The following is a 21118-nucleotide window of genomic DNA, read 5'->3' as shown; positions in this document are numbered from 1 at the left end:
CGCCTCCCGGGCCGAGCCGGGGTGCCGGCTCAGCGGTGACCCGCCTTCGCCCGGTCCAGCGCGGTGACACCCACCGCGGCGAGGGCGATCTGGATGAGCCACTCGATCCAGTCGACCCCCTTGGTGTCGGCGACACCGAGTGCGGAGGCGATCGCCGCACCGACCAGGGCGGCCACGATGCCGATGAGGATCGTCCAGAGAACGCCTATGTGCTGGCGGCCGGGAACGACGAGCCGTCCCAGGACACCGATGATCAAGCCGATGACGATGGCACTGATGATGCCGGTGATCTCCATCTTCCGCCCCTCTGCGTCGTGACCCCCGCGCCCTTCGAATGCCCGCTGGAACCGGAGCCACACCGGTCGGTTCCACCGCCCCGGCTTGACATGCAGGCAAATGCCTGCATAACTGGAGTGTGCAATCACGCGGCGACTCGGGGATGGACACGGTCTTCAAGGCACTCGCCGACGAGACCCGCAGACGGCTGCTGGACCGTCTGCACGAGCACAACGGGCTGACGCTGGGCGAGCTGTGCGCGCGCATCGACATGACGCGCCAGTCGGTCACCCAGCACCTGGCCGTACTGGAGGCCGCCAACCTGGTCAGCACGGTGCGGCGGGGGCGGGAGAAGCTGCACTACCTCAATCCGGTCCCGCTCCACGAGATCCAGGAGCGGTGGATCGACAAGTTCGAACGCCCGCGTCTGAGCGCGTTGGGCGCCGTGAAGCGACGAGCCGAGGAAGCCATGGCCAACCCGCCGAGCTATGTGTACGTCATCTACATCGAGAGCACGCCCGAAACGGTCTGGGACGCCCTCACGGACGCCGACCTGACCGCCGTGTACTGGGGCCACCGCAATGTCTCGGACTGGCGGCCCGGCTCCCGCTGGGAGCACGTCCGCACGGACGGTTCGGGCGTCGCCGACGTGGTCGGCGCCGTGGTCGAGGCCGACCGCCCCACCCGTCTGGTGACGACCTGGGCCGCGCCCGAGGACGCGGAGCGGCCCGACAGGCACTCCCGGGTCACCTTCGACATCCGGCCGCACGGGGACATCGTCCGCCTCACCGTCACCCACGAGGACCTCAACGACGAGGGCGAACTCGCCGACGTCTCGGGCGGTTGGCCCGCGGTCCTGTCCAATCTCAAGTCCCTCGTGGAGACGGGCAGTCCGCTTCCCCAGGAGCCCTGGCTGGTGCCCGGTCACTGACCCGGGGGAGCTGGTCCCGGGGCAGCCGGTCCGCTCACGCGCGGGCCGGTCCGGACTTCTCGCACCGTTCGTGCATCGCATACCGGTCCTCACCGCACGCCTGCGGCTCCAGGCGGCGGCGCAACTGGTGCAGGCCCCGGCGGGCGTGGCTCTTGACGGTGCCCAGCGGCCAGCCCGTGCGCGCCGCGATCTGCGTCTGGGTCAGGTCCTCGAAGAAGGCCAGACGCAGCACACGCCGCTGGGCGGCCGGGAGCCGGTCCAGCTCGTACCGGACCAGGACGCGGTCCAGGGCGGCCTCCGGCCGGCCGCCGGCCGGATCGGCGGTGCCCAGGGCCGACCCGGCGGCCGCGACCAGTTCCCCACGACGGGTCCGGGCGGACAGCGCGTCGGCGATCTTGCGCCGGGTGATGCCGACGATCCACCCGGCGAGCGGGCCGCGTTCGGGCCGGTAGCCGTGCCTGCCCCGCCAGACGCCGAGGAAGACCTGCTGGGTCACGTCCTCCGCCTCCTTGGGGTCTCCCAGGGACCGCCAGGCCAGCGTGTGCACCAGTGCCGACCAGCGGCGGTAGGCGGCGGCGAGGCAGGCGTCGTCGCCCGCCACCAGGCCGCGCGCGAGCTCCTCGTCGGGTGCCCGCGCGGACACCTCCGCGAGACGGTCCGCAGCGGAAGCACAAGCGGAAGCCGACGCGGCAGCGGGATGCGCGGTGTCGGTCAGGACGGAGGTCGGATGCGGTGTCATGACGACGGCTCCTGTGACGGTTCCCGGGGCTCGCCCCCGTGCCGCCATCGTGTGAGCCCCGGCGTGCCCCCTCAACTTGCATCGATCCTGCGTCGTTTCCCGGACGGGCGCGGCTCCTCACTCGCGTCCGCGGGCACGCTTGAAGCGGGCCAGTCCCTCGGACAGTTCCACGACCGGGTCCGGGTAGTCGAGGGCGGCCCGCGCCTGCCCCTGGAGCTTCCACGGCTCGTGCACGGCCGGCCCGTCCAGCCCGGCGAGTTCGGGCACCCAGCGGCGTACGTACGTGCCGTCGGGGTCGTACCGCTTGGCCTGGATGACCGGGTTGAGCACCCGGTTGGGCCGGGTGTCCGTGCCGGTGCCCGCCATCCACTGCCAGTTGAGCTGGTTGTTGGCGATGTCGCCGTCGACCAGGTACCGCAGGAAGTGCCGCGCGCCCACCCGCCAGTCGACGTACAGGGTCTTGGTGAGGAAGCTGGCGGTCAGCAGGCGGCCCCGGTTGTGCATCCAGCCCTCGTGCAGCAGCTGGCGCATGGACGCGTCGACGATCGGGTAGCCGGTGCGGCCCTCCCGCCACGCCTCGACGTCCTCGCGCGCCGATCGCTCGGACCGCCACCGGTCGTGCTTCGTGCGGTAGTCGGCGCTCGCCGCGGCGGGCCGCGCAGCCAGCACCTGGCGGTGGAAGTCGCGCCAGGCGAGCTGCCGTACGAAGGCCTCCGCGCCCGGACCGCCCGCGCCGCGGGCCCGGTGCACGAGCTCGACCGGCGAGAGGGTGCCGAAGTGCAGGTGAGGGGAGAGCCGGGACGTGGCGTCGCCGGCCAGGTCGTCGTGGCGCTCCTCGTAGGCGCCGACGCCGGAGCGCAGCCAGGCCGCCAACCGCTTGCGGCCCTCCGCCTCGCCGCCCGGCGCCAGTCCCGCCGACAGGTCCGCGGCGGCCGGCCGGGAAGGCAGCTCCTCGGAGGCGACGCCGTCCGGCACGCGGATGGTGCGGGGGGCGCCGAGCGGAGCGCGCAGCCGCTGCCCCGACCACTGCCGGAAGTAGGGGGTGAAGACGGCGAAGTGGTCCGAGGAGGACGGTGTCAGTGCGCCGGGTGTGACGACCGTGGTCACCGTGTCGTGCACGTGCAGCCGGCGTCCGTCCGCCTCCAACGCGCGCCGCAGCCGCTCCTCGCGGCGGTGGGCGAAGCCGCTGACGTCGGCCGCCATGTGGACCTCGTCGGCATCGGCGTCGCGGGCCACCTCGCACACCTGGTCGACGAGGCTGCCGCCGCGGACGACCAGCCGGCCGCCGCGCCAGCGCAGTTCCGCGTCGAGGCCGTGGAGGCAGTCGGCGAGGAACGCCAGCCGGTTCGGGGCGGCGAAGCCGGCCCCGTCCACGGCCCGGTCGCGGACGAACAGCGGGACGACGTGCCGGGAGCCGTCGAGGGCGGCGCGCAGCGGCGGGTGGTCGTGCACCCGCAGGTCGGCGGTGAACAGGACGACCGAGACGTTCATGTGCGGTCTCCGTGGAGGGGACGGGAAAGGCCGGACGGAGCGCTCCGGAACGCTCCGGAGCGCTCGGATCGCTTCGGGCGCGGCGCGTCCGGCGGATGCGGGCGTCAGCGCACGGAGGTGCGTTCCCCCGCCGGGGTGAGCCGGGCCTGCTCGGCCGCCGCCCCGGCGATGTTGCGCGCCATCCCGCCGAACACGAGCGCGTGGAAGGGCGAGACACTCCACCAGTAGGCGTGCCCCAGCAGCCCGTGCGGATGGAACACCGCGCGCTGGCGGTACAGCGTGCGGCCCCGGGCGTCGGTACCGACGCGCATCTCCAGCCAGGCCAGACCCGGCAGCCGCATCTCGGCCCGCAGCCGGAGCAGCAGTCCCGGCTCGATCTCCTCCACGCGCCAGAAGTCGAGCGAGTCGCCGGCCCGCAGCCGCTGCGCGTCACGGCGGCCCCGGCGCAGCCCGACCCCGCCCGCCAGCCGGTCGAGGCCGCCGCGCAGCGCCCAGGCGAGGGGGAAGGAGTACCAGCCGTGGTCGCCGCCGATGCCCTCGACGACCCGCCACAGGGCCTCGGGCGGGGCGTCCACCGTGCGTTCCCGCCGGTCCGTGTAGAGGCTGCCACCGGCCCAGTCGGGATCGGTGGGCAGGGGGTCGCTGGGCGCGCCGGGCACCGACGCGGACGACCAGCGGGTCGTCACCTGCGCGTCGCGGACCCGTCGCAGGGCCAGCCGCACCGCCTCGTCGAAGCCGATCGGATGCCCGGGAGGGTCGGGCACGTACCGCAGGATGTCGTGCTCGCGGCAGACCACTTCGTGGCGCAGCGACTCGGCGAGCGGCCGCGCGATGGCCGCCGGTACGGGGGTGACCAGGCCGATCCAGTGACTGGACAGACGGGGGGTGAGGACCGGGACGGGGACGATGACCCGGCGGGGCAGGCCCGCCACCGCCGCGTACCGCAGCATCATGTCCCGGTACGTCAGGACGTCCGGCCCGCCGATGTCGAAGGCCCGGTTCACGTCGGCGGGCATCCGCGCGCTGCCCACCAGGACGCGCAGGACGTCGCGCACGGCGATCGGCTGGATGCGGGTGCCCACCCAGCTGGGGGTGACCATCACGGGCAGGCGCTCGGTGAGGTAGCGCAGCATCTCGAAGGAGGCGGAGCCGGAGCCGATGATGACGGCGGCGCGCAGGACGGTGGTCGGCACACCCGAGGCCAGCAGGATGGCGCCGACCTCCGCACGCGAGCGCAGATGCGGGGACAGCTCCCGCCGCGGCACACCGGTGGGGGTCAGGCCGCCGAGGTAGACGACGCGCCGCACGCCCGCGGCCCGGGCCCGCTCCCCGAAGACGCGCGCGGCCCGGCGGTCGGTCTCCTCGAAGTCCTTGCCGGTGCCGAGGGCGTGCACCAGGTAGTAGGCGACGTCGACGTCCCGCAGGGCCGCGGCGACCGACTCCGGGTCGGTGACGTCCCCACGCACCACCTCCGTGCGAGCCGCCCACGGATGGTCGCGCAGCTTGCCGGGGGAGCGGGCCAGGCAACGCACCCGGTGGCCGGCGTCGAGCAGTTCCGGGACCAGCCGGCCGCCGATGTACCCCGTGGCGCCCGTCACCAGGCAGAGCGGCCCGTCGCCCGTGTCCTCACCGTTCATCGGCCTCGGTCCCTCGTATGTCGGTGCCTTGTGACCGTCCGGATCACTTCTCCATCACTTCCACCGGGACGGCCCTCGCGGATGCGTGCCCGGCGCTTTCCGTGGGCCGATCGCGTGGCCGAGGCTGCCGCAGCGCGCCGGCCGGGGAAAGGATTCCGCCGAGGCCGTCGGGCGAGGTGCCGGTGCGGCCCGCCGTTCGTGTACGAGGTGGGACGACGGCACGACGCCAAGGAGAACGTCATGAAGTACTACCTGCTCAGCGTGATCCAGCCGGCCGAGGGCGAGCCGCCCTCGGCCGAGGCGCTCGCGCGGATCATGCGCGACGTCGAGGGCTTCCACCAGGAGCTGCGCGAGGCGGGCGCCTGGGTCTTCGCCGGCGGGCTGCACGGCCCGGAGACCGCCGTCGTCCTGCGCCCCCGGGGCGGTGAGGTGCGGGTCACCGAAGGCCCCTACACCAAGGGCGACGAGTACCTGGGCGGCCTGTGCCTCATCAAGGCGTCCGACCTGGACGCGGCCCTGGAGTGGGGCCGGAAGGCCGGCCTGGCCACCACCCTCCCCATCGAGGTGCGGCCGTTCCTGCATCCGGCCGGGGACTGATGCCCGGCGCGGACGCCGTCGAGGCCGGCGCCGAGTACGGCCGCGCCGTCTCCGGCCCACCGGAGCAAGGGATTTGACTGGTCTATACCCTTGACTGGTACAGGCCAATGCGGTTGAGTGCCCCCAACCCCCCACCGCGGCCGCCCCCCACCGTGCCCGGTACTGCCGGCGCACGCACGCGAGGACCGGCTCCGTCCGGCCTCGCGGGGGTGCGGCCGTGCTTACCGGGTCCTCGAAGTCGTCCCGGGCGCCGACCTGTTCCGCTGACGTCCGGCCGCCGTGCGTGGTGTCATGCGCCTGACCATCCTGGCCGACGGTGTCATCGGCCGCCGGGGCGCTCTCCCGGGGGCGCGGCCACCGTCCGGACGAAGGGCACACCGCCATGCGCACCCCCCACGCGCTGCTCGCCACGACCGCGGCGCTCGCCGCCGTCGTGGCGCCCCCCGCTCCCGCGAGCGCCACGGCACAGGCTCCGGCCGCCGGGGCGTACTACGTCCAGAGCGTCACGACCGGTCTGGCCGCGGCGGCAGCCGGTGCCGGCGCCGTGGAACAGCACAACCCCAGGGGCGACGAGGACCACCAGCAGTGGAACCTGAGGGCGAACGGGCCGTCGTACGTCCTGGAGAACGCCGACCTGACCGGCACCTGCCTCGGCCGCTCGGGCGACCAGGCGCGCACCGTCGCCTGCGCCGGCGCGGAGGCGGCCTGGGAGATCGCACCGGCCGGAGACGACCAGTACACGCTCAAGTCACCCGGCATCGAACGCTACTTGACCGTCGCGGCCAAGCCGTCCGGCGCCAACTACCCCGCCCCGCTGGCCATCGGGTCCACGGGCGACCTGGCCCGCTGGTACCTCACCCCGGTGACGCCGAACACCCGGCCCATGCCGCCGGCGGACCGGCGCACCCTCGACCAGGTCACCTTCCTCACCGCCCACAACGCCTACGCCAACGGAGCCGACGGCGGCTTCGCCCCGCCGTTCGTCAACCTCTTCCCCAACCAGAGCCGCGGCATCGACCACCAACTCTCCGACGGTGTACGCGGGTTCATGCTGGACATCCACCAGACCCCGGACGGCGCGATCCTCTGCCACAACAGCTGCACGCTGGTCAGCAGGCCGGTCGCCCTGTGGGTGGACCTCCAGCGCATGGTGGACTTCCTGAAGGCGCACCCCGACCAGTTCGTCACCGTGTTCCTGGAGGACTACGTCGATCCGGGCGTCCTGCGCGCCGAACTCGCCCGTGTCCGCGGCCTGTCCGATGTGCTCTACCGGCCCGACCGGACCGGAGTGCGCAACGGCGGCTGGCCCCGGATGGCCGACCTGATCGCGGCGAACGACCGGCTGCTGATCTTCACCGACCACAGCCGCTCCGCCGACGAGGCCGCAGGCCTGACCCGGGACGGCTTCGGCGTGATGTACCAGCGCGAGTGGACGGTCGAGAACCACTGGTCGATGGGGCCGGGCCTCGGCGCGTCCGACTGGTCCTGCCACAGCCGCTGGTACGGCGCCGACCTCAACATCCCGCTGACGCACACCGAGCCGGGCTTCCGGCCGCTGTTCGTGATGAACCACTTCCGCGACAGCACGATCGCCGCCACGGCACAGACCGACAACACCAAACTCGCCGACCGCGCCCAGCGGTTCTGCGAGCCCGCAGCACGCAAGAAGCCCAACTTCCTCGCCGTGGACCGCTACGACCTGGGCGGCCCCGCGGCGGCCGTGGATGCGCTGAACACGCACGCATATCCCTGACATCCGCCCGTACGGCGCACGGGACCGCGGCACGCGGGTGTGCGAGACTCCGCCGATGACCTCCGAATCGATCACCGCGGACGCCGCGGGCACCTGGGAACTCGGCGGCCTGCCCGTCCACCGCATCGGCCTCGGCGCGATGCGGCTGACGGGCAGCGCCGCCTTCCACCTCGGCACACCGAGCGACAGGTCCCGCTCGATCGCCGTCCTGCGCCGGGCGGTCGAGCTCGGCGTGAACCACATCGACACGGCGGCCTTCTACTTCTCCGCCCGGCGCTCCGCCAACGAGCTGATCAACAGCGCCCTGTCGCCGTACCCGGACGGCCTGGTCGTCGTCACGAAGGTCGGTCCGTTCCGGAACTGCTCGGGGGAGTGGGGCCCCTCCGCGCGCCCCGACGACCTGCGCGGCCACGTCGAGGAGAACCTGCGTCAGCTCGGCCGCGACCACCTGGACGTGGTGAACCTGCGCCGGATGGGGCAGGACTCCATCGCCGAGCACTTCGGCGCGCTCGCCGAACTGCGCGAGGAGGGCCTGATCCGCCACCTCGGCATCTCCGACGTGGAGCCCCGCCACCTCGAAGAGGCCCGCGCCATCGCGCCGGTGGTGTGCGTGCAGAACCGCTTCGGGCTCGATCTCCACGACCCGGGCACCGACGAACTGCTGCGGGTCTGCGGCGAGGAGGGCATCGCCTTCGTGCCGTTCTTCGCCATCGCCGGGGAGGGCGGCTCCCAGGGGGCGGCGGGCGGTGCGCACGACGAGGAGGTCGCGGCCGTCGCGAAGGCCCACGACGCGACACCCGCACAGGTCCGGATCGCCTGGACCCTCCAGCAGGGCCCGCACGTACTGGCCATCCCCGGCACCGGCAACCCCGACCACCTCGCGGAGAACGTGGCCGCGGGCGCCCTGCGCCTCACAGAGGAGGAGATGGCCGGTCTCGACGCACTGCACACCGGGACCGACTGAGCGTCCTCCCGCGCCCGCCGGCCCCGGCCGCGGCGTCCGGTCACGGTCAGTCCAGCTGCCGGTGCAGGAACGCCACGGTGCTCTGCCAGGCGCGGTCCGCCGAGCCGGGCTCGTGGCTGGGGCGGTGGTCGTTGAAGAAGGCGTGGCCGGCCGGGTACAGGCGGAAGTCCGCGGTGACGCCCGACTGCCGCCGGATCGTCTCGCCCAGCTCCTCGACCTGCTCCGGCGAGATGCTCCGGTCCTGTTCCCCGTAGTGGCCGAGGAGCTGGGCGCGCAGCCCGGAGAAGTCGGGCAGCTCGCCGCGGACGACGCCGTAGAACGGCACGGCCGCGCTCACCCGCGGCTCGATCGCCGCGAGGTACAGCACGAACCCGCCACCCATGCAGAAGCCGACCGCGCCGACCGTGCCGGAGGTGACCTCTGGCAGGGACAGCAGATGACCGACGGCGCCGGAGAGCAGTTCGACACCGCGGGAGACCGGCAGGGCCTTCGTCATCCGCAGGGCTTCGTCGGCGTCGTGCGCCACGCTGCCGCCGTACAGGTCGGGTGCCAGGGCGACGAAGCCCTCGGCGGCGAGCCGGTCGGCCACGTCGGCGATGTGGTCCGTCAGCCCCCACCACTCCTGGATGACGAGGACGCCCGGACCGCTGCCCGACGGGGGCAGCGCGAGATAGCCGTGCGCGGTGACTCCCGCGCTCGGGAAGGTGACGTTCTGCCGGGCGGGCGTCTCGGCGGGCCTGGGCCGCTCGGACATGGCGCTCAACTCCTTGCCGGGTTGCGGATCGGCGCCCCGCCGGGGCTGACGGAGGGCCTCCACGGATCCTTACCGCGTTCGCCGTGCCGATTCCGCCCGCCGTTCACGGTCCGGTTCGCGCCCCTTCGTACGCTACTGCCGGCGGTCCGGTCGCGCGGCGGGCCGCCGGAGCGCACCAGGGCGCGGGTGCGCGCATCCCCGCGGCCATTCCCGGCGGCTCCTTCCATAATGGGCGGGCGGCGAGGCCGCGAGCGGATCACGGCGCCAGACTGACTACAATCATGTAGACGATCTACGACTGTGGGTGACGACGGGGTGAGGAAGTACCCATGACCGACGACGACAAGGATGAACGCAGGCCGGCCGGCGAGCTCGAAGCCAGCGTCATGGCCGTCCTGTGGGCGGCCGGCGCCCCCCGGACCCCCGGCCAGGTCCAGCTGGGCCTCGGCGCCGGGCTGGCCCGCACCACGGTCACCACCATCCTGACCCGGCTGCACGACAAGGGCGTGGTCGAGCGTCGCCGCCAGGGCCGGGGGTACGCCTACTACCCGGTCCAGGACGCGCACGGGCTGACCGCCCGCCGCATGCACTCCGAGCTCGACCGCGACACCGACCGCGAGACGGTCCTCGCCCGCTTCGTCGCCCAGCTCAACCCCGACGACGAGCGCGTCCTGCGCGACCTGCTCGAATCAGGTGAGCGATGACCCCAGCCCTGCTTCTGCTCCTGCCCCTGCTGCTGCCGTTCGCCGCGCCGGCGCTGGCCCGGCGCGCGCTCGACCGCCTCGCCCCCGTCACCGCGCTGTGGATGATCACCCTCTTCGCGGTCGTGCTCGCCGGCTGCTCCGTCGCCGCGCTCGGCGCCTTCGTCCTCTCCGGCCTGCTCAAGCTGCCCCTCGTCGCGGCGCTGGGCAAGCTCGTCCACCCGCTGCCCACCGCCTCCGACCTGGTGGTCGTCCCGACGGCCGCGGTCTCCGTCGGGGCGCTCGCCGTGTGCGCGTGGACGCTCGGGCGCGCCGCGCTCAGGGAGTTCCGCGCCTTCCGCAGCGCGCAGACGGAGGCCGGCCGCAGGCCCGCCGCCGGCGACCTGTGCGTGGTGGACTCCCCGCACCCGGACGCCTACGCGCTGCCCGGCCGCCCGCACCGCATCGTCGTCACCACCGCGATGCTCCGCAGCCTCGACGCGGCCGAGCGCGAGGCGCTGTTCGCCCACGAGCGGGCCCACAACCGGGGCGGGCACCACTACTTCCTGGCCGCCGCCGAGCTCGCCGCCCACTGCCATCCCGCGCTGCGGCGGGTCCGCGGGGCGATCCGCCTCGCGGCCGAGCGCGCGGCCGACGAGGCCGCGGCCGCGGCCGTCGGTGACCGCCGCCTGACCGCCCGCGCCATCGCGCGCGCCGCCCTGGCCGGCCAGGAGGCCCGCTCCGTGCGCCCGGAGTTCGCCCCCGCCGCCACCTCCGGCCCGGTCCCGCACCGCGTCAAGGCCCTCCTGACCGCCCCGCACGTCACGCGCCGCGCCGCGACCCGGATCGCCGCGCTGCTGATGGCCTGCGCCGCGGTCTCCTTCGCCGCCTCGGCGACCGGCATGATCGACTTCCATCACCGGGTCGAGGTCGCCCAGGGCGACACCTCCCGCTGAACCCCTGCCGACCGGTGCCCGGGATGACTGGCGCCAACGACGTTTTACGTATAACCTCACCCGACGATCGCCCGCTCCGAAAGGCCCCGATGAGACGCATCGCCCTGATCACCCTCGTCGTCGACGACTACGACGAGGCGATCCGCTTCTACACCGGAGCGCTCGGCTTCCGTCTCGCCGAGGACGCCCCGCGCCCGGACGGCTCCCGCTGGGTCGTCGTCGAACCGGGCGACGGGGCCGGGACCGCCCTGCTGCTGGCCCGAGCCGGGACCGCGCCCCAGCGCGCCCGGGTGGGCGATCAGACCGGCGGACGCGTCGGGTTCTTCCTGCACACCGACGACTTCGCCCGCGACCACGCCCGGATGCGGGCGGCGGGCGTGACCTTCCTGGAGGAGCCGCGCCGGGAGCCGTACGGCACGGTCGCCGTCTTCGAGGACCTGTACGGCAATCGCTGGGACCTGCTCCAGCCCGCCCCCGACGCGGGCTGACCCGCCGAACGCCACCACCGCCGAACACCATCACCGCTCGACTGCCCTAGGAAACGCCCCATGACCGCGCCCCGCATCGACACCGACACCCTCCGCCGGCTCCCCAAGGCCGTGCTGCACGACCACCTCGACGGCGGCCTGCGCCCCGCCACCGTCGTCGAACTCGCGGACGCGGTCGGCCACACCCTGCCCACCACCGACCCCGCCGAACTCGCCGCCTGGTACTACGACGCGGCCAACTCCGGCGACCTGGTCCGCTACATAGCCACCTTCGAGCACACCCTCGCCGTGATGCAGAACCGCGAGGGCCTGCTGCGCACCGCCGAGGAGTACGTCCTGGACCTGGCCGAGGACGGCGTCGTCTACGGCGAGGTCCGCTACGCCCCCGAACTGATGGTCAACGGCGGGCTGACCCTCACCGAGGTCGTGGAGACCGTCCAGGAGGGCCTCGCGGCGGGCATGGCCAAGGCGGCGGCCCAGGGCACGCCCGTCCGGGTCGGCACGCTGCTGTGCGGCATGCGGATGTTCGACCGCACCCGCGAGATCGCCGACCTGGCCGTCGCCCACCGCGACGCCGGTGTCGTCGGCTTCGACATCGCCGGCGCCGAGGACGGCTTCCCGCCCGCCGACCACCTGGACGCGTTCGAGCATCTGCGCCGCGAGAGCGTCCCGTTCACCATCCACGCCGGCGAGGCGCACGGCCTGCCCAGCATCCACCAGGCCCTCCAGGTGTGCGGCGCCCTGCGCATCGGGCACGGCGTGCGCATCACCGAGGACATCGTCGACGGCAAACTGGGCCGGCTGGCCGGCTGGGTGCGCGACCGCCGGATCGCCCTGGAGATGTGCCCGACCTCCAACCTCCAGACCGGCGCCGCCACCTCGATCGCCGAGCACCCCATCACCGAGCTGAAGGACCTCGGCTTCCGGGTCACCCTCAACACCGACAACCGCCTGGTGTCCGGCACCACGATGACCCGCGAGATGTCCCTGCTGGTCGAGCAGGCGGGCTGGACGGTCGAGGACCTGCGCACGGTCACGGTCAACGCCGTCAAGAGCGCCTTCATCCCCTTCGACGAGCGCGTGAGCCTGATCCGCGATGTGGTGTTGCCGGGCTACGAGTCCGCGCTCTGAAGCAGACCCCTGACGTAGGCGGCCTGTCCGGCGTGCTGGAGATCGTCGGACAGGACGCTGACCAGGCGCACGCCCAGGGTGACCGGGGGGTCCCAGCCCTCGTCGACGACGCTTTCCAGGTCCTTGGCGGTCAGTTGGCGCAAGGCCGTCAGGGTCTGCTCGTGCACGGCGTCGTAGTAGCCGGTCAGCAGCTCACCGGAGTCGACCCGTACCTCCGCGACCTTCGCCGGACTGTGCCCGTAGCCGGTGTCGTGGCGGTTCAGGGGGAGTCCGAAGCGCTTCTGCCAGTCCCGCGCCAGCCACACCTGGTCGAGGCCGAAGGCGTCGGCGACATGGTCGTCCTGTACGCGCGTGAGGTGCCAGACGAGCCAGGCCACGGAGTTGGCGTCGGCGGCGGGACGAGAGTTGAGCCAAGCGGCCGGCAGGCCGTCGACGACGGCATGGACCTCTTCCCGGATGCGGCCGTAGCCCTCGATGAGGATGTCCTTCGCGTGCATACGTCCACCTTGTCGCATCGCTTCCCGTCCCGCGTCCGGAACCCGGACTCCGTCAGACGGCTCCGGGCTCTTCCGGCCGGAGCAGGGTGATCAGGGCGCGGGCCGCCGGACTGGTGGCCTGTTCGGACGGCAGCAGGGCGACGGTCTCGTACTCCGTCTCCGCGGCGCCCTTGAGCGGCAGCGCGGTGAGCGAGGGCCGCTTGTGCCGGAAGTGGCGGGGGACGACGGCGATGCCCAGGTTCTCGTCGACCAGGTCGAGCAGGCCGTGCACGTCGTTGACCTCCAGGGCCACCGTGCGCCGGACGCCCGCGGCGGCGAAGGCGGCGTCCGTGGTCCGGCGCGGCCCCCAGTCCGGGTGGAAGTCGACGAAGACCTCGCCGTCCAGGTCCCGCGGCGTCAGGACGGCCTCGGCCGACGCGAGCCGGTGCCCCGGGTGACACAGCACCGTCATCGGCTCGCCGGCCAGGGACACCGAGCGCAACTGGTCGGTGTCCGCGCGGGTCCGGTAGGCGAACGCCAGGTCGAGCCGGCCGGCCGCGACCTCCTCCGCCAGCGCCCCCGAACCCGTCTGCCGCAGCCGTATCTCCACATCCGGATGCCGCCGCCGGAACGCGGCGAGCAGCCCGGCCACGTGCACCCCGGCGATGCACTGCTCGGTGCCCAGCGAGAGCGTGCCGCGCAGCACGCCCTGCACCGCCGCCACCGCCTCGTGCGCCGCCCGCACCTGCGCCAGGATCCGCTGCGCCTCGCCGAGCAGCGCGCGCCCGGCCTCCGTGAGCGTCACCCGGCGTGTGGTGCGCACGAACAGGGAGGTCTGCAACTCCCGCTCCAGCGCCCGGATCGACGCCGAGAGCCCCGACTGGGAGACCATCAGGCGTTCCGCCGCCCGGGTGAAGTGCCGGTCCTCGGCGACCGCGACGAAGTGCTGGAGATGACGCAGTTCCATGATTGAGCAGCGTAACCGTTGAATCCCATCGGATTCTCCTGTTGGACCGCTGCCCACGGGACGCGAGAGAGTGGGGACACCGGTTCCGCCGGAACCGTTCACCCCTGTGCCAACCCTGATGGAGTCGCGTTGTTCACCGCCCACCCCGACCGCTACGCGGACATGCCCTACCGGCGTACCGGACGCAGTGGCCTGAAGCTTCCCGCGCTGTCGCTCGGCCTGTGGCACAACTTCGGCCCGGACCGTCCGGTCGACACCCAGCGCGCCATCCTGCGCCGCGCCTTCGACCTCGGCGTCACCCACTTCGACCTGGCCAACAACTACGGCCCGCCGCCCGGCGCCGCCGAGTCCGCCCTCGGCGACGCGCTCCGCGCCGACTTCGTGCCGTACCGCGACGAGTTGGTGATCTCCACCAAGGCCGGCTACCTGATGTGGCCCGGCCCGTACGGCGAATGGGGCTCCCGCAAGTACCTGCTGTCCTCGCTCGACCAGAGCCTGAAGCGGATGGGCCTGGAGTACGTCGACATCTTCTACTCGCACCGCCCCGACCCGGACACCCCGCTGGAGGAGACCATGGGTGCCCTGCACTCGGCGGTCCAGCAGGGCAAGGCGCTCTACGTCGGCGTCTCCAACTACTCCGCGGAGCAGACCCGCGAGGCCGCCAGGATCCTGGGCGAACTGGGCACCCCGCTGCTGATCCATCAGCCCCGCTACTCGATGCTCGACCGGCGCCCCGAGGAGGAGGGCCTCCTGGACACCCTGGACGAGCTCCGGGTCGGCTCCATCGCCTACTCCCCGCTGGAGCAGGGCCTGCTCACCGACCGTTACCTCGACGGCATCCCCGAGGACTCCCGGGCGGCGAGCGACAGCCCCTTCCTCGACTCCGCCGCGGTGACCGGCGAACTGGTCGGCAAGCTGTGCGCGCTGGACGAGATCGCCAAGTCGCGTGGGCAGTCCCTGGCGCAGATGGCGCTGGCCTGGGTGCTGCGCGGCGGACGGGTCACCTCGGCCCTGGTCGGCGCGAGCAGCCCGCGACAGCTGGAGGACAGCGTCGCCGCGACGCGGTCCCTGGACTTCGACGCGGAGGAGCTGGCCCGCATCGACGCGCTCGTCGCGTCGTAGGACGCCTTCGGCCCACGACACGGGCCGGATGCGCGCTCGTACCGGCCCCGGCGGACACCCCGCCGGGGCCGGCCCTCGTCCCCGGGCGGGCACCCGGTCACCTCATGCCCCGGCGGGCACCCGGTCGAGGAAGCCGAGTACGGTCCGGATCCTGCCCTCGGCGTCCAGGGTGACCACGTCGGACCCGGCGACCGGCGCGGAGCCTCCTCCAGAGGGGGTACCCCCAGCCTCGCTCACCAGCTCCCAGGAGAAGCGTGCCGTGTGATGGTGCCCGTCGACGGCCCCGGTGAGCCGGAAGGCGAACCCGGGGAACTGCTCGCGGGCGGCGGTGATGACGGCGGTGATCTCTTCGTGGCCTCCGGCGTCGGTCAGGGGATCGGTGTAGCTGCCGTTCGGGGTCCAGGCGTCGGCCACGGCCTTCGTCCGGGCCTGGGTGTCCGGCGCGTTCCACGCCTCGAAGTAGCGGGTGACGGCGATCGTGTACCGGTCGGTCTGCGCGGACATGCTGAATCAGCCTCCATCGAGGTCGTCAACGCTGGTCGGAGCCCGGGTCCCGGTGATCGGCGACCCGATGGGACCACCCTGCCGCGCGGGTGTCGCCGGGGTCGATTACCGCGCGGGTCATGCCCGCGCGGTCACGGACTGTCGCGCTTTCGGCCACCTGGCGTGATGAATATGCCAGGAGACTGGCTGGAAAGTCGTGGTGACAGTGGTTCAGCAGTGAACATACTCGAATTCAGGGGCACTTCACCGCATAAAAGCCGTACGCAGGGCGAGGCGGGGCCGGCCGGGCGGCGACGCTACGGGGGAGGAGCAGTGCACGACGAATTCCTGTGCCATGTCACCGCGTACGGGGTGTGTGACGGCCGTCGCATCGGCGTACCGCTCGGCACCTACCGGGCGCCCACCCTGGCCCTGGCCCTGTGGTGGCTGCGTGACCGCGCCTCCTGGATCGCCGAGCGGCTCGACCCCGGCCCCGACACCCCCCATGTCCCGCCGGGCGCTCTGGTCCCGGTGCCGGAGTCCGTGCCCGACGTCCCCGGCATCCTGCGGGCCTGGTGCGCCGACCTTGCTCAACAGGGGATCGCGGCGGACGAGTTGACCGAGGGAAGGCTGGTGCGGATCGCCGCCAGTGACGAGACCACGGAATACGAGCTGCTCGCCGAGTCGGTGGACGCGCTGCGCATGCACCGGACCCTGCCCGCGCTCGTCATGCCGATGGCCTGACCGCCCGGTGACGTGACCGGTGCGCCGGCAGAGCACCCAGGAAGCCCGTGACCAGACCCCACAGGGCGGCGAGGCCCAGCGCACCCCAGAACCGGGGACGCAGCAGCAGCTCTCCGGAGAGGTTGCCGCCCACGTCTCCGATGCCGAGGAGCGACAGACCGTAGTGCGCGGAGATCCGGCCCACGGCACAGATCGTCAGGACCGTCAGCACCAGGGCGACGGCCATGCGCAGGGCGTGCCGCCAGGCCGGCGTCCCGGCCGGGGAACGCGCCGCCATCAGGAACGCGGCACCCAGCAGCAGCACCGCGTCCACGACCACCAGCCACCACACGCGGCCGTCGTGCTCGGCGAGCGTGCGCAGGTTGAGCGTGGAGACGTCCGGCGTGCGCAGCACCTCGTCGAGCAGCCGCGGCATCGGCAGCCCGAACGGGCCGTCCACCCGGCCGTCCCAGGTGGCTCCCAGGCCGATGGTGAACACCGGCCAGACCACGTTCGGCAGCCCGAGCAGGATCACGGCGAAGTGCTCCGCCGGGCGCCCGCGGGTGGCCGCCGTCACCAGCGCGACGACCAGTCCCACGGCCACGCACGCGAGCAGCAGGGCCACCATGGCGTACGCCGCCGGACGCACCGACTCCCGCCATCGCAGCAGCCGCGGCGGCAACGGCGCCCCGGGTGCCACCAGCAGGGCCAGCACCAGCACGCCCGCCAGCCACAGCAGCCCGAAGACCACGGTCAGCGGCACCTGCGCGGCGAAGCCGACCTCCGGCGCGGCGCCGAACAGGCCGCCGATGGCGCCGAGCACCCCGTTGCCCAGGTCGATGGCGAAGGTCTGCCGGGCGCCCAGCGCCAGTCCGATCAGCGCGAGCAGCCACAGGACGGCGATCCGGGCGGCCCACCCGGCCAGTTCCCGCGCCCCGGCCACCGCACGGTGCCGCAGCGGCCGCAGAAAGCCCGCGGCGACGACGAGCGCGCCGGCCAGCGTGACCGACAGCGGCATCACCGTGATGCCCGCGTGGGTCCGGGCGAGATCGCCCGCGTCGCCCGACAGCTCCACGCTGCCGCCGACCGACGTCACCAGGGTCGCGGCGACCACCCGGGGGAAGGCGTTGTCGGGAAGGCCAGCCGCACCGGCCGCCCACAGCCCGAGCGCGGCGACCACACCCATGGCCACCACCGCGGCCAGTACCGTGGCCAGGGCCTGTGCCCAGCCGTGGCGGGCCGCCGACGGGACCGGGGGGCTCACGGGGCTCACACCGCAACGCTATGCAGGACCCCGGCGCCGCGCCTGCCGGAAGGTCCGTCCGCGTCCGCCGGCGGGCGGGGACTGCCGGGCGCGGCTCGGGGTAACAGCACAGGTGCAGCAGTGTCCGGCCTGGCCGGCTTCCCGAGAGAGACACGCATGACCGACCATCTGGACGGGGCAGTGATAGCGACTGGCTTCGACGTTCCCGTGGAACCGCTCCGGCGGGCGACGCACTACACCGGCGAACCGGGTTGCATCGCCGAGGCGCGTTCCTTCGCCGCGCACTTCCTGGAGCAGCTCAGGACCGAGTGGTGCGCCGAGATCGGCCGCCGCTGCGGCGACGCGCTCATGCTGGTGGTCAGCGAACTGGTCACCAACGCCGACCGGCACAGCGACGGGCCGTACATCCTGGAACTGGAGGGTACGGACAACGCGGTGAACGTGTGCGTGTACGACAGCAGCGCCGTACTGCCCCAGCGCTTTCCCCGGGATCCGCGGCGCGTGGGCCGGCACGGCCTGGAGATCGTGCACGCGCTGGCACTGGAAGTGACCGTGGAACGCGTCCCGGTGGGCAAGCGGGTCCGCGCGCTGGTCGAGCTCGGCGGCGAGTGACCGGCGCGCGACGGCGCGAGCGACCGGGAAGTGACGGACGCGTGACCGGCGCGGACGCGCCGGTGGACGCTAGGCGCAGCCCAGTTCGCCGAGCATGCCCTGGCGCAGCTGGGTGATGATCCGCTTGATCAGCCGGGAGACGTGCATCTGCGAGCAGCCGAGCCGTTCGCCGATCTCCGCCTGGGTGGCCTCCTCCACGAACCGCAGATGGATGATCTCCCGGTCGCGTTCACTGAGCCCGGCCACCAGCGGCGCGAGGGCGTGGAAGTCCTCGACCAGCCTGATCCCGTCCTCCTCCACGCCGATGAAGTCGGCGAGCACCGCCTCGCCGTCCTCGGGTCCTTCACCGGTGAGGGCGGCGTCCAGCGACGCGGAGTTGTAGCCGTTGGAGGCGATCTGGGCCTCGACGACCTGGTCCTCGGAGACGTTCATGAGCGTGGCGAGCTCGGCGACCGTCGGGTCCCGGTCCAGGCGGCTGGACAGCTCCTCGCGCGCCCGGGCCAGTTCCACCCGCAGCTCCTGAAGCCGCCGCGGCACGTGCACCGCCCACGTGGTGTCGCGGAAGAACCGCTTGATCTCGCCGACGATGTAGGGCAGGGCGAAGGAGGTGAACTCCACCTCGCGCGACAGCTCGAACCGGTCGATGGCCTTGATCAGGCCTATCATCCCGGTCTGGACGATGTCCTCCATGTCGTCGCCGCGGTTGCGGAACCGGCCGGCCGCGAACCGCACCAGCGACATGTTCATCTCGATGAGCGTGTTGCGGGCGTACTGGTACTCGTGCGTGCCCTCGTCGAGTTCGGTCAGGCGCCGGAAGAAGTGGCGGGACAGCTCGCGCGCGTCACGCGGAGCGACCGACCGCGGGTTCTCCACCCCCGGCAGCGGCTCGCCACCCGTCACGGCCTGCCGGGTCTCCTCGACCGCTGCCCCGGACCGGATCGCGGTGGTGTCCATCGCCTCTCCCACGTAAGTCACGGCTCGCCCTCTGCCTCGTCGGCCTGCGTACGTCTGTTCCGGCGCCGGCGGCACCGGGCGGTTGCGCGACCCCCGGGTACCCGGCCCGCCGGAATGTATGCGCGCCGCCGGCCTCGGGGGTCGCGCTCCGCTCCCTGCCTGCCGGGCCGTTGGAGCTGCGGGTACCCGCAGTGACCCGGCGCATGCCCTTCGTGTGCCGGGCGGCGCGAATTCGCCGGTACGAGGCGGGGGTGACGGGGGATGAGGAGGGAGGCCCGGCCGCGAATTCACCCAGGGCGCAACCGCCCTCCCTTCCGCCCGCGTTCGGGACTCCTAGGCTGAGGGGATGAGTGAACGAGCGCCGAACCAAGCCCGCGTCATCCCCCTGCGACCGCCGGCCGCGCGCCCGGGGCCGTCCCGTCCGGCACCCGAACGTCCCGCGCAGGGCCGCACTCCGGCGGCGGCGCCGAGGGAACCCCTCTGGCGCGATCTCGTCGGCGACGTCCTGCGCCGCGAGCGGCGGGCGCAGGAGCGCACGCTCAAGGACGTCGCGGACGCGGCGCGGATCTCGATGCCGTATCTGTCGGAGATCGAGCGCGGCCGCAAGGAGGCCTCCTCGGAGGTCCTCGCGGCCGCGGCGCAGGCGCTCGGCTTCGGCCTCGGCGACCTGCTCTCACTCGCCCAGGACGAGCTGGCGCGGACCGTACGAAGCGGCGCCGTGCGCGGCCGCGGCCCGTCCGTCCCCCGTTATGACGGACTCTGCCTGGCCGCCTGACGGCCGCACCCGGGCCGGTGCCTCGGAGCCGCGAGCCGGACCCGCGGGAGGCGCCGGCCCGCGCGGGTCAGACCCGCGCGAGGCGCCGGCTCAGCACCTCGTCCGCCAGCCCGTACGCCACCGCCTCCTCGGCGGTGAACACCTTGTCCCGGTCCATGTCCGCGCGCAGCGTCGCCGCGTCGTGGCCGGTGTGCCGGGACAGCACCTCCTCGACCTGGGAGCGGATCCGGCTCATCTCCCTGGCCTGGAGCGCCAGATCGGAGACCGTGCCCTGCCGGCCGCCGGTGGCCGGCTGCCCCAGCAGCACCCGGGCGTGCTCCAGCACGAACCGCCGCCCCGGGTCGCCGCCCGCCAGCAGCACCGCCGCCGTCGAGGCCGCCTGCCCCACGCAGAACGTGGAGATCGGCGCCTGTACGAACGTCATCGTGTCGTAGATGGCCATCAGCGAAGTGAACGATCCACCGGGCGAGTTGAGGTAGATCGCGATCTCCTGGTCCGGGGCCGCCGACTCCAGGTGGAGCAGCTGGGCGATGACGACGCCTGCGACGCCGTCGTCGATCTCGGTGCCGAGGAAGACGATGCGTTCGTTCAGCAGCCTGCTGAACACGTCGTAGGACCGCTCACCCTGCGCGGTCCGCTCGACCACGTACGGAACCGTGTACGACCCCATGTCACAACCCCATCCGTCGGCGCGAGTGGGCCGGGCGGATGTCGGCGAGCGACTCCACCACGCGGTCCACCATCCCGTACTCCCTGGCCTGTTCGGCGGTGAACCAGCGGTCCCGGTCGCCGTCCCGCGAGATCGTCTCCTCGCTCTGCCCGGTGTGCTCGGCGGTGATCCGCTCGATGGTCCGCTTGGTGTGCTCCAGGTTCTCCGCCTGGATCTCGATGTCCGCGGTGGTGCCGCCGATGCCCGCCGACGGCTGGTGCATCATGATCCGCGCGTTCGGCAGCGCGAAGCGCTTGCCGCGCGCCCCCACCGCGAGCAGGAACTGGCCCATGCTGGCGGCGAATCCCATCGCCAGTGTCGACACGTCGTTCGGGATGAGCCGCATCGTGTCGTAGACGGCCAGCCCCGCGGTGACGGATCCGCCGGGGCTGTTGATGTACAGGGCGATGTCGGTGCGCGGGTCCTCGGCCGACAGCAGCAGCAGTTGGGCGCACACCCGGTTGGCCGACACCTCGTCGACCTGGGTGCCCAGGAACACGATCCGCTGGGCGAGCAGCCCGGCCGCGAGGTCGTCGTCGAACCGGCTGGGCGGGGTGTCGTGCTCCTCGGCGCGCGGCGCGAGCGCGCCGGGTGGGAGCAGTGCGGTCGGTGGGGTCATCGGGTCTCCTTGTCGTG

The 21118-nt window shown here is 73.1% G+C and carries 24 protein-coding genes; 12 read left to right on the top strand and 12 right to left on the bottom strand.

From position 1 onward, the window contains the following. Window positions 1–29: 29 nt before the first annotated feature. Window positions 30–296: a GlsB/YeaQ/YmgE family stress response membrane protein gene (locus ACWEK3_RS11715; protein WP_141364363.1), complete on the bottom strand. Its 267-nt coding sequence runs from the start codon at window positions 294–296 to the stop codon at window positions 30–32. A gap of 143 nt (window positions 297–439) precedes the next feature. Here ACWEK3_RS11715 and ACWEK3_RS11710 point away from each other — a divergent pair, with 143 nt between their 5' ends. Then, the gene (locus ACWEK3_RS11710; RefSeq protein ID WP_450542757.1) at window positions 440–1207 is read left to right on the top strand and encodes an ArsR/SmtB family transcription factor; all 768 of its coding nucleotides are present in this window, start codon (window positions 440–442) and stop codon (window positions 1205–1207) included. Between the two features lie 34 nt (window positions 1208–1241). Here ACWEK3_RS11710 and ACWEK3_RS11705 read toward each other — a convergent pair whose 3' ends face one another. The 3 genes from ACWEK3_RS11705 to ACWEK3_RS11695 all read right to left on the bottom strand — a co-directional run bounded on the left by ACWEK3_RS11705 (window position 1242) and on the right by ACWEK3_RS11695 (window position 5074). Next, window positions 1242–1946: a sigma-70 family RNA polymerase sigma factor gene (locus ACWEK3_RS11705; RefSeq protein WP_450542667.1), complete on the bottom strand. Its 705-nt coding sequence runs from the start codon at window positions 1944–1946 to the stop codon at window positions 1242–1244. Between the two features lie 117 nt (window positions 1947–2063). Continuing rightward, the gene (locus ACWEK3_RS11700) at window positions 2064–3437 is read right to left on the bottom strand and encodes a cryptochrome/photolyase family protein (RefSeq protein WP_453249583.1); all 1374 of its coding nucleotides are present in this window, start codon (window positions 3435–3437) and stop codon (window positions 2064–2066) included. A gap of 104 nt (window positions 3438–3541) precedes the next feature. After that, complete coding sequence (locus ACWEK3_RS11695) at window positions 3542–5074, bottom strand: SDR family oxidoreductase (RefSeq protein ID WP_450542670.1); 1533 nt, start codon at window positions 5072–5074, stop codon at window positions 3542–3544. Window positions 5075–5314: 240 nt separating this feature from the next. On the opposite strand from ACWEK3_RS11695, the gene ACWEK3_RS11690 reads away from it, so the two are divergent. From ACWEK3_RS11690 to ACWEK3_RS11680, 3 genes are all read left to right on the top strand, one after another. Next, window positions 5315–5671 (top strand): YciI family protein, encoded by a 357-nt coding sequence (locus ACWEK3_RS11690; RefSeq protein ID WP_450542671.1) that lies wholly within the window; start codon window positions 5315–5317, stop codon window positions 5669–5671. Window positions 5672–6053: 382 nt separating this feature from the next. Next, window positions 6054–7424: an RICIN domain-containing protein gene (locus ACWEK3_RS11685; protein WP_453249582.1), complete on the top strand. Its 1371-nt coding sequence runs from the start codon at window positions 6054–6056 to the stop codon at window positions 7422–7424. Between the two features lie 55 nt (window positions 7425–7479). After that, window positions 7480–8388: an aldo/keto reductase gene (locus ACWEK3_RS11680; protein WP_450542674.1), complete on the top strand. Its 909-nt coding sequence runs from the start codon at window positions 7480–7482 to the stop codon at window positions 8386–8388. Between the two features lie 46 nt (window positions 8389–8434). On the opposite strand, the gene ACWEK3_RS11675 is transcribed toward ACWEK3_RS11680, so the two are convergent. Beyond that, complete coding sequence (locus tag ACWEK3_RS11675) at window positions 8435–9142, bottom strand: dienelactone hydrolase family protein (RefSeq protein WP_450542676.1); 708 nt, start codon at window positions 9140–9142, stop codon at window positions 8435–8437. 329 nt (window positions 9143–9471) lie between these two features. On the opposite strand from ACWEK3_RS11675, the gene ACWEK3_RS11670 reads away from it, so the two are divergent. The 4 genes from ACWEK3_RS11670 to ACWEK3_RS11655 all read left to right on the top strand — a co-directional run bounded on the left by ACWEK3_RS11670 (window position 9472) and on the right by ACWEK3_RS11655 (window position 12397). Next, entirely contained in the window at window positions 9472–9846 is a 375-nt protein-coding gene (locus ACWEK3_RS11670) for a BlaI/MecI/CopY family transcriptional regulator (RefSeq protein ID WP_361410751.1), read from the top strand. After that, window positions 9843–10778, top strand: coding sequence for a M48 family metalloprotease (locus ACWEK3_RS11665; protein WP_450542678.1), 936 nt, complete (start codon window positions 9843–9845; stop codon window positions 10776–10778). The genes ACWEK3_RS11670 and ACWEK3_RS11665 overlap by 4 nt, the downstream gene beginning before the upstream one ends. An 89-nt stretch (window positions 10779–10867) precedes the next feature. Beyond that, window positions 10868–11266, top strand: a complete 399-nt coding sequence (locus ACWEK3_RS11660) for a VOC family protein (RefSeq protein WP_450542680.1) — start codon at window positions 10868–10870, stop codon at window positions 11264–11266. A gap of 60 nt (window positions 11267–11326) precedes the next feature. Next, complete coding sequence (locus ACWEK3_RS11655; RefSeq protein ID WP_450542681.1) at window positions 11327–12397, top strand: adenosine deaminase; 1071 nt, start codon at window positions 11327–11329, stop codon at window positions 12395–12397. Here the strand turns inward: ACWEK3_RS11655 and ACWEK3_RS11650 are convergent. Both ACWEK3_RS11650 and ACWEK3_RS11645 read right to left on the bottom strand, forming a co-directional pair. Beyond that, entirely contained in the window at window positions 12379–12894 is a 516-nt protein-coding gene (locus ACWEK3_RS11650) for a mycothiol transferase (RefSeq protein WP_450542683.1), read from the bottom strand. The genes ACWEK3_RS11655 and ACWEK3_RS11650 overlap by 19 nt on opposite strands. Window positions 12895–12946: 52 nt before the next feature. Further along, window positions 12947–13840, bottom strand: coding sequence for a LysR substrate-binding domain-containing protein (locus ACWEK3_RS11645; RefSeq protein ID WP_450542685.1), 894 nt, complete (start codon window positions 13838–13840; stop codon window positions 12947–12949). Window positions 13841–13969: 129 nt separating this feature from the next. On the opposite strand from ACWEK3_RS11645, the gene mgrA reads away from it, so the two are divergent. Beyond that, window positions 13970–14962: an L-glyceraldehyde 3-phosphate reductase gene (gene mgrA / locus ACWEK3_RS11640; RefSeq protein ID WP_453249581.1), complete on the top strand. Its 993-nt coding sequence runs from the start codon at window positions 13970–13972 to the stop codon at window positions 14960–14962. 102 nt (window positions 14963–15064) lie between these two features. Here the strand turns inward: mgrA and ACWEK3_RS11635 are convergent, their stop codons facing one another. Beyond that, window positions 15065–15466 (bottom strand): nuclear transport factor 2 family protein, encoded by a 402-nt coding sequence (locus ACWEK3_RS11635; protein WP_453249580.1) that lies wholly within the window; start codon window positions 15464–15466, stop codon window positions 15065–15067. Between the two features lie 312 nt (window positions 15467–15778). Here ACWEK3_RS11635 and ACWEK3_RS11630 point away from each other — a divergent pair, with 312 nt between their 5' ends. Continuing rightward, complete coding sequence (locus ACWEK3_RS11630; protein ID WP_450542690.1) at window positions 15779–16189, top strand: hypothetical protein; 411 nt, start codon at window positions 15779–15781, stop codon at window positions 16187–16189. On the opposite strand, the gene ACWEK3_RS11625 is transcribed toward ACWEK3_RS11630, so the two are convergent. Further along, window positions 16173–17354 carry a streptophobe family protein gene (locus ACWEK3_RS11625; RefSeq protein ID WP_450542758.1) on the bottom strand — a complete coding sequence of 394 codons (1182 nt, stop codon included), beginning with the start codon at window positions 17352–17354 and terminating at the stop codon, window positions 16173–16175. The genes ACWEK3_RS11630 and ACWEK3_RS11625 overlap by 17 nt on opposite strands. A 234-nt stretch (window positions 17355–17588) precedes the next feature. Between ACWEK3_RS11625 and ACWEK3_RS11620 the strand changes: the two genes are divergently transcribed. Next, window positions 17589–18044, top strand: a complete 456-nt coding sequence (locus ACWEK3_RS11620) for an ATP-binding protein (protein ID WP_453249579.1) — start codon at window positions 17589–17591, stop codon at window positions 18042–18044. 69 nt (window positions 18045–18113) lie between these two features. On the opposite strand, the gene ACWEK3_RS11615 is transcribed toward ACWEK3_RS11620, so the two are convergent. Then, window positions 18114–18998: an RNA polymerase sigma factor SigF gene (locus ACWEK3_RS11615; RefSeq protein ID WP_453249639.1), complete on the bottom strand. Its 885-nt coding sequence runs from the start codon at window positions 18996–18998 to the stop codon at window positions 18114–18116. Window positions 18999–19344: 346 nt separating this feature from the next. Here ACWEK3_RS11615 and ACWEK3_RS11610 point away from each other — a divergent pair, with 346 nt between their 5' ends. Further along, a complete protein-coding gene (locus ACWEK3_RS11610) occupies window positions 19345–19773 on the top strand; it encodes a helix-turn-helix domain-containing protein (protein WP_453249578.1) in 429 nt (142 codons plus the stop codon). Between the two features lie 67 nt (window positions 19774–19840). Here the strand turns inward: ACWEK3_RS11610 and ACWEK3_RS11605 are convergent, their stop codons facing one another. Together ACWEK3_RS11605 and ACWEK3_RS11600 are read right to left on the bottom strand one after the other, a co-directional pair. After that, complete coding sequence (locus ACWEK3_RS11605) at window positions 19841–20443, bottom strand: ClpP family protease (protein ID WP_225079247.1); 603 nt, start codon at window positions 20441–20443, stop codon at window positions 19841–19843. 1 nt (window position 20444) lies between these two features. After that, a complete protein-coding gene (locus tag ACWEK3_RS11600; protein WP_450542698.1) occupies window positions 20445–21101 on the bottom strand; it encodes a ClpP family protease in 657 nt (218 codons plus the stop codon). Window positions 21102–21118: the final 17 nt, after the last annotated feature.

This window comes from Streptomyces sp. NPDC004721 (assembly GCF_053601495.1).
Note: the sequence above shows the minus strand (reverse complement) of the source record. Positions and strands in the feature narration are given on the sequence as shown.

Excerpts from the sequence above, each read along its gene's own strand:
- ACWEK3_RS11715 (WP_141364363.1), bottom strand. The coding sequence starts at position 296 with ATGGAGATCACCGGCATCATCAGTGCCATCGTCATCGGCTTGATCATC.
- ACWEK3_RS11710 (WP_450542757.1), top strand. The coding sequence starts at position 440 with ATGGACACGGTCTTCAAGGCACTCGCCGACGAGACCCGCAGACGGCTG.
- ACWEK3_RS11705 (WP_450542667.1), bottom strand. The coding sequence starts at position 1,946 with ATGACACCGCATCCGACCTCCGTCCTGACCGACACCGCGCATCCCGCT.
- ACWEK3_RS11700 (WP_453249583.1), bottom strand. The coding sequence starts at position 3,437 with ATGAACGTCTCGGTCGTCCTGTTCACCGCCGACCTGCGGGTGCACGAC.
- ACWEK3_RS11695 (WP_450542670.1), bottom strand. The coding sequence starts at position 5,074 with ATGAACGGTGAGGACACGGGCGACGGGCCGCTCTGCCTGGTGACGGGC.
- ACWEK3_RS11690 (WP_450542671.1), top strand. The coding sequence starts at position 5,315 with ATGAAGTACTACCTGCTCAGCGTGATCCAGCCGGCCGAGGGCGAGCCG.
- ACWEK3_RS11685 (WP_453249582.1), top strand. The coding sequence starts at position 6,054 with ATGCGCACCCCCCACGCGCTGCTCGCCACGACCGCGGCGCTCGCCGCC.
- ACWEK3_RS11680 (WP_450542674.1), top strand. The coding sequence starts at position 7,480 with ATGACCTCCGAATCGATCACCGCGGACGCCGCGGGCACCTGGGAACTC.
- ACWEK3_RS11675 (WP_450542676.1), bottom strand. The coding sequence starts at position 9,142 with ATGTCCGAGCGGCCCAGGCCCGCCGAGACGCCCGCCCGGCAGAACGTC.
- ACWEK3_RS11670 (WP_361410751.1), top strand. The coding sequence starts at position 9,472 with ATGACCGACGACGACAAGGATGAACGCAGGCCGGCCGGCGAGCTCGAA.
- ACWEK3_RS11665 (WP_450542678.1), top strand. The coding sequence starts at position 9,843 with ATGACCCCAGCCCTGCTTCTGCTCCTGCCCCTGCTGCTGCCGTTCGCC.
- ACWEK3_RS11660 (WP_450542680.1), top strand. The coding sequence starts at position 10,868 with ATGAGACGCATCGCCCTGATCACCCTCGTCGTCGACGACTACGACGAG.
- ACWEK3_RS11655 (WP_450542681.1), top strand. The coding sequence starts at position 11,327 with ATGACCGCGCCCCGCATCGACACCGACACCCTCCGCCGGCTCCCCAAG.
- ACWEK3_RS11650 (WP_450542683.1), bottom strand. The coding sequence starts at position 12,894 with ATGCACGCGAAGGACATCCTCATCGAGGGCTACGGCCGCATCCGGGAA.
- ACWEK3_RS11645 (WP_450542685.1), bottom strand. The coding sequence starts at position 13,840 with ATGGAACTGCGTCATCTCCAGCACTTCGTCGCGGTCGCCGAGGACCGG.
- ACWEK3_RS11635 (WP_453249580.1), bottom strand. The coding sequence starts at position 15,466 with ATGTCCGCGCAGACCGACCGGTACACGATCGCCGTCACCCGCTACTTC.
- ACWEK3_RS11625 (WP_450542758.1), bottom strand. The coding sequence starts at position 17,354 with ATGGGTGTGGTCGCCGCGCTCGGGCTGTGGGCGGCCGGTGCGGCTGGC.
- ACWEK3_RS11620 (WP_453249579.1), top strand. The coding sequence starts at position 17,589 with ATGACCGACCATCTGGACGGGGCAGTGATAGCGACTGGCTTCGACGTT.
- ACWEK3_RS11615 (WP_453249639.1), bottom strand. The coding sequence starts at position 18,998 with ATGGACACCACCGCGATCCGGTCCGGGGCAGCGGTCGAGGAGACCCGG.
- ACWEK3_RS11610 (WP_453249578.1), top strand. The coding sequence starts at position 19,345 with ATGAGTGAACGAGCGCCGAACCAAGCCCGCGTCATCCCCCTGCGACCG.
- ACWEK3_RS11605 (WP_225079247.1), bottom strand. The coding sequence starts at position 20,443 with ATGGGGTCGTACACGGTTCCGTACGTGGTCGAGCGGACCGCGCAGGGT.
- ACWEK3_RS11600 (WP_450542698.1), bottom strand. The coding sequence starts at position 21,101 with ATGACCCCACCGACCGCACTGCTCCCACCCGGCGCGCTCGCGCCGCGC.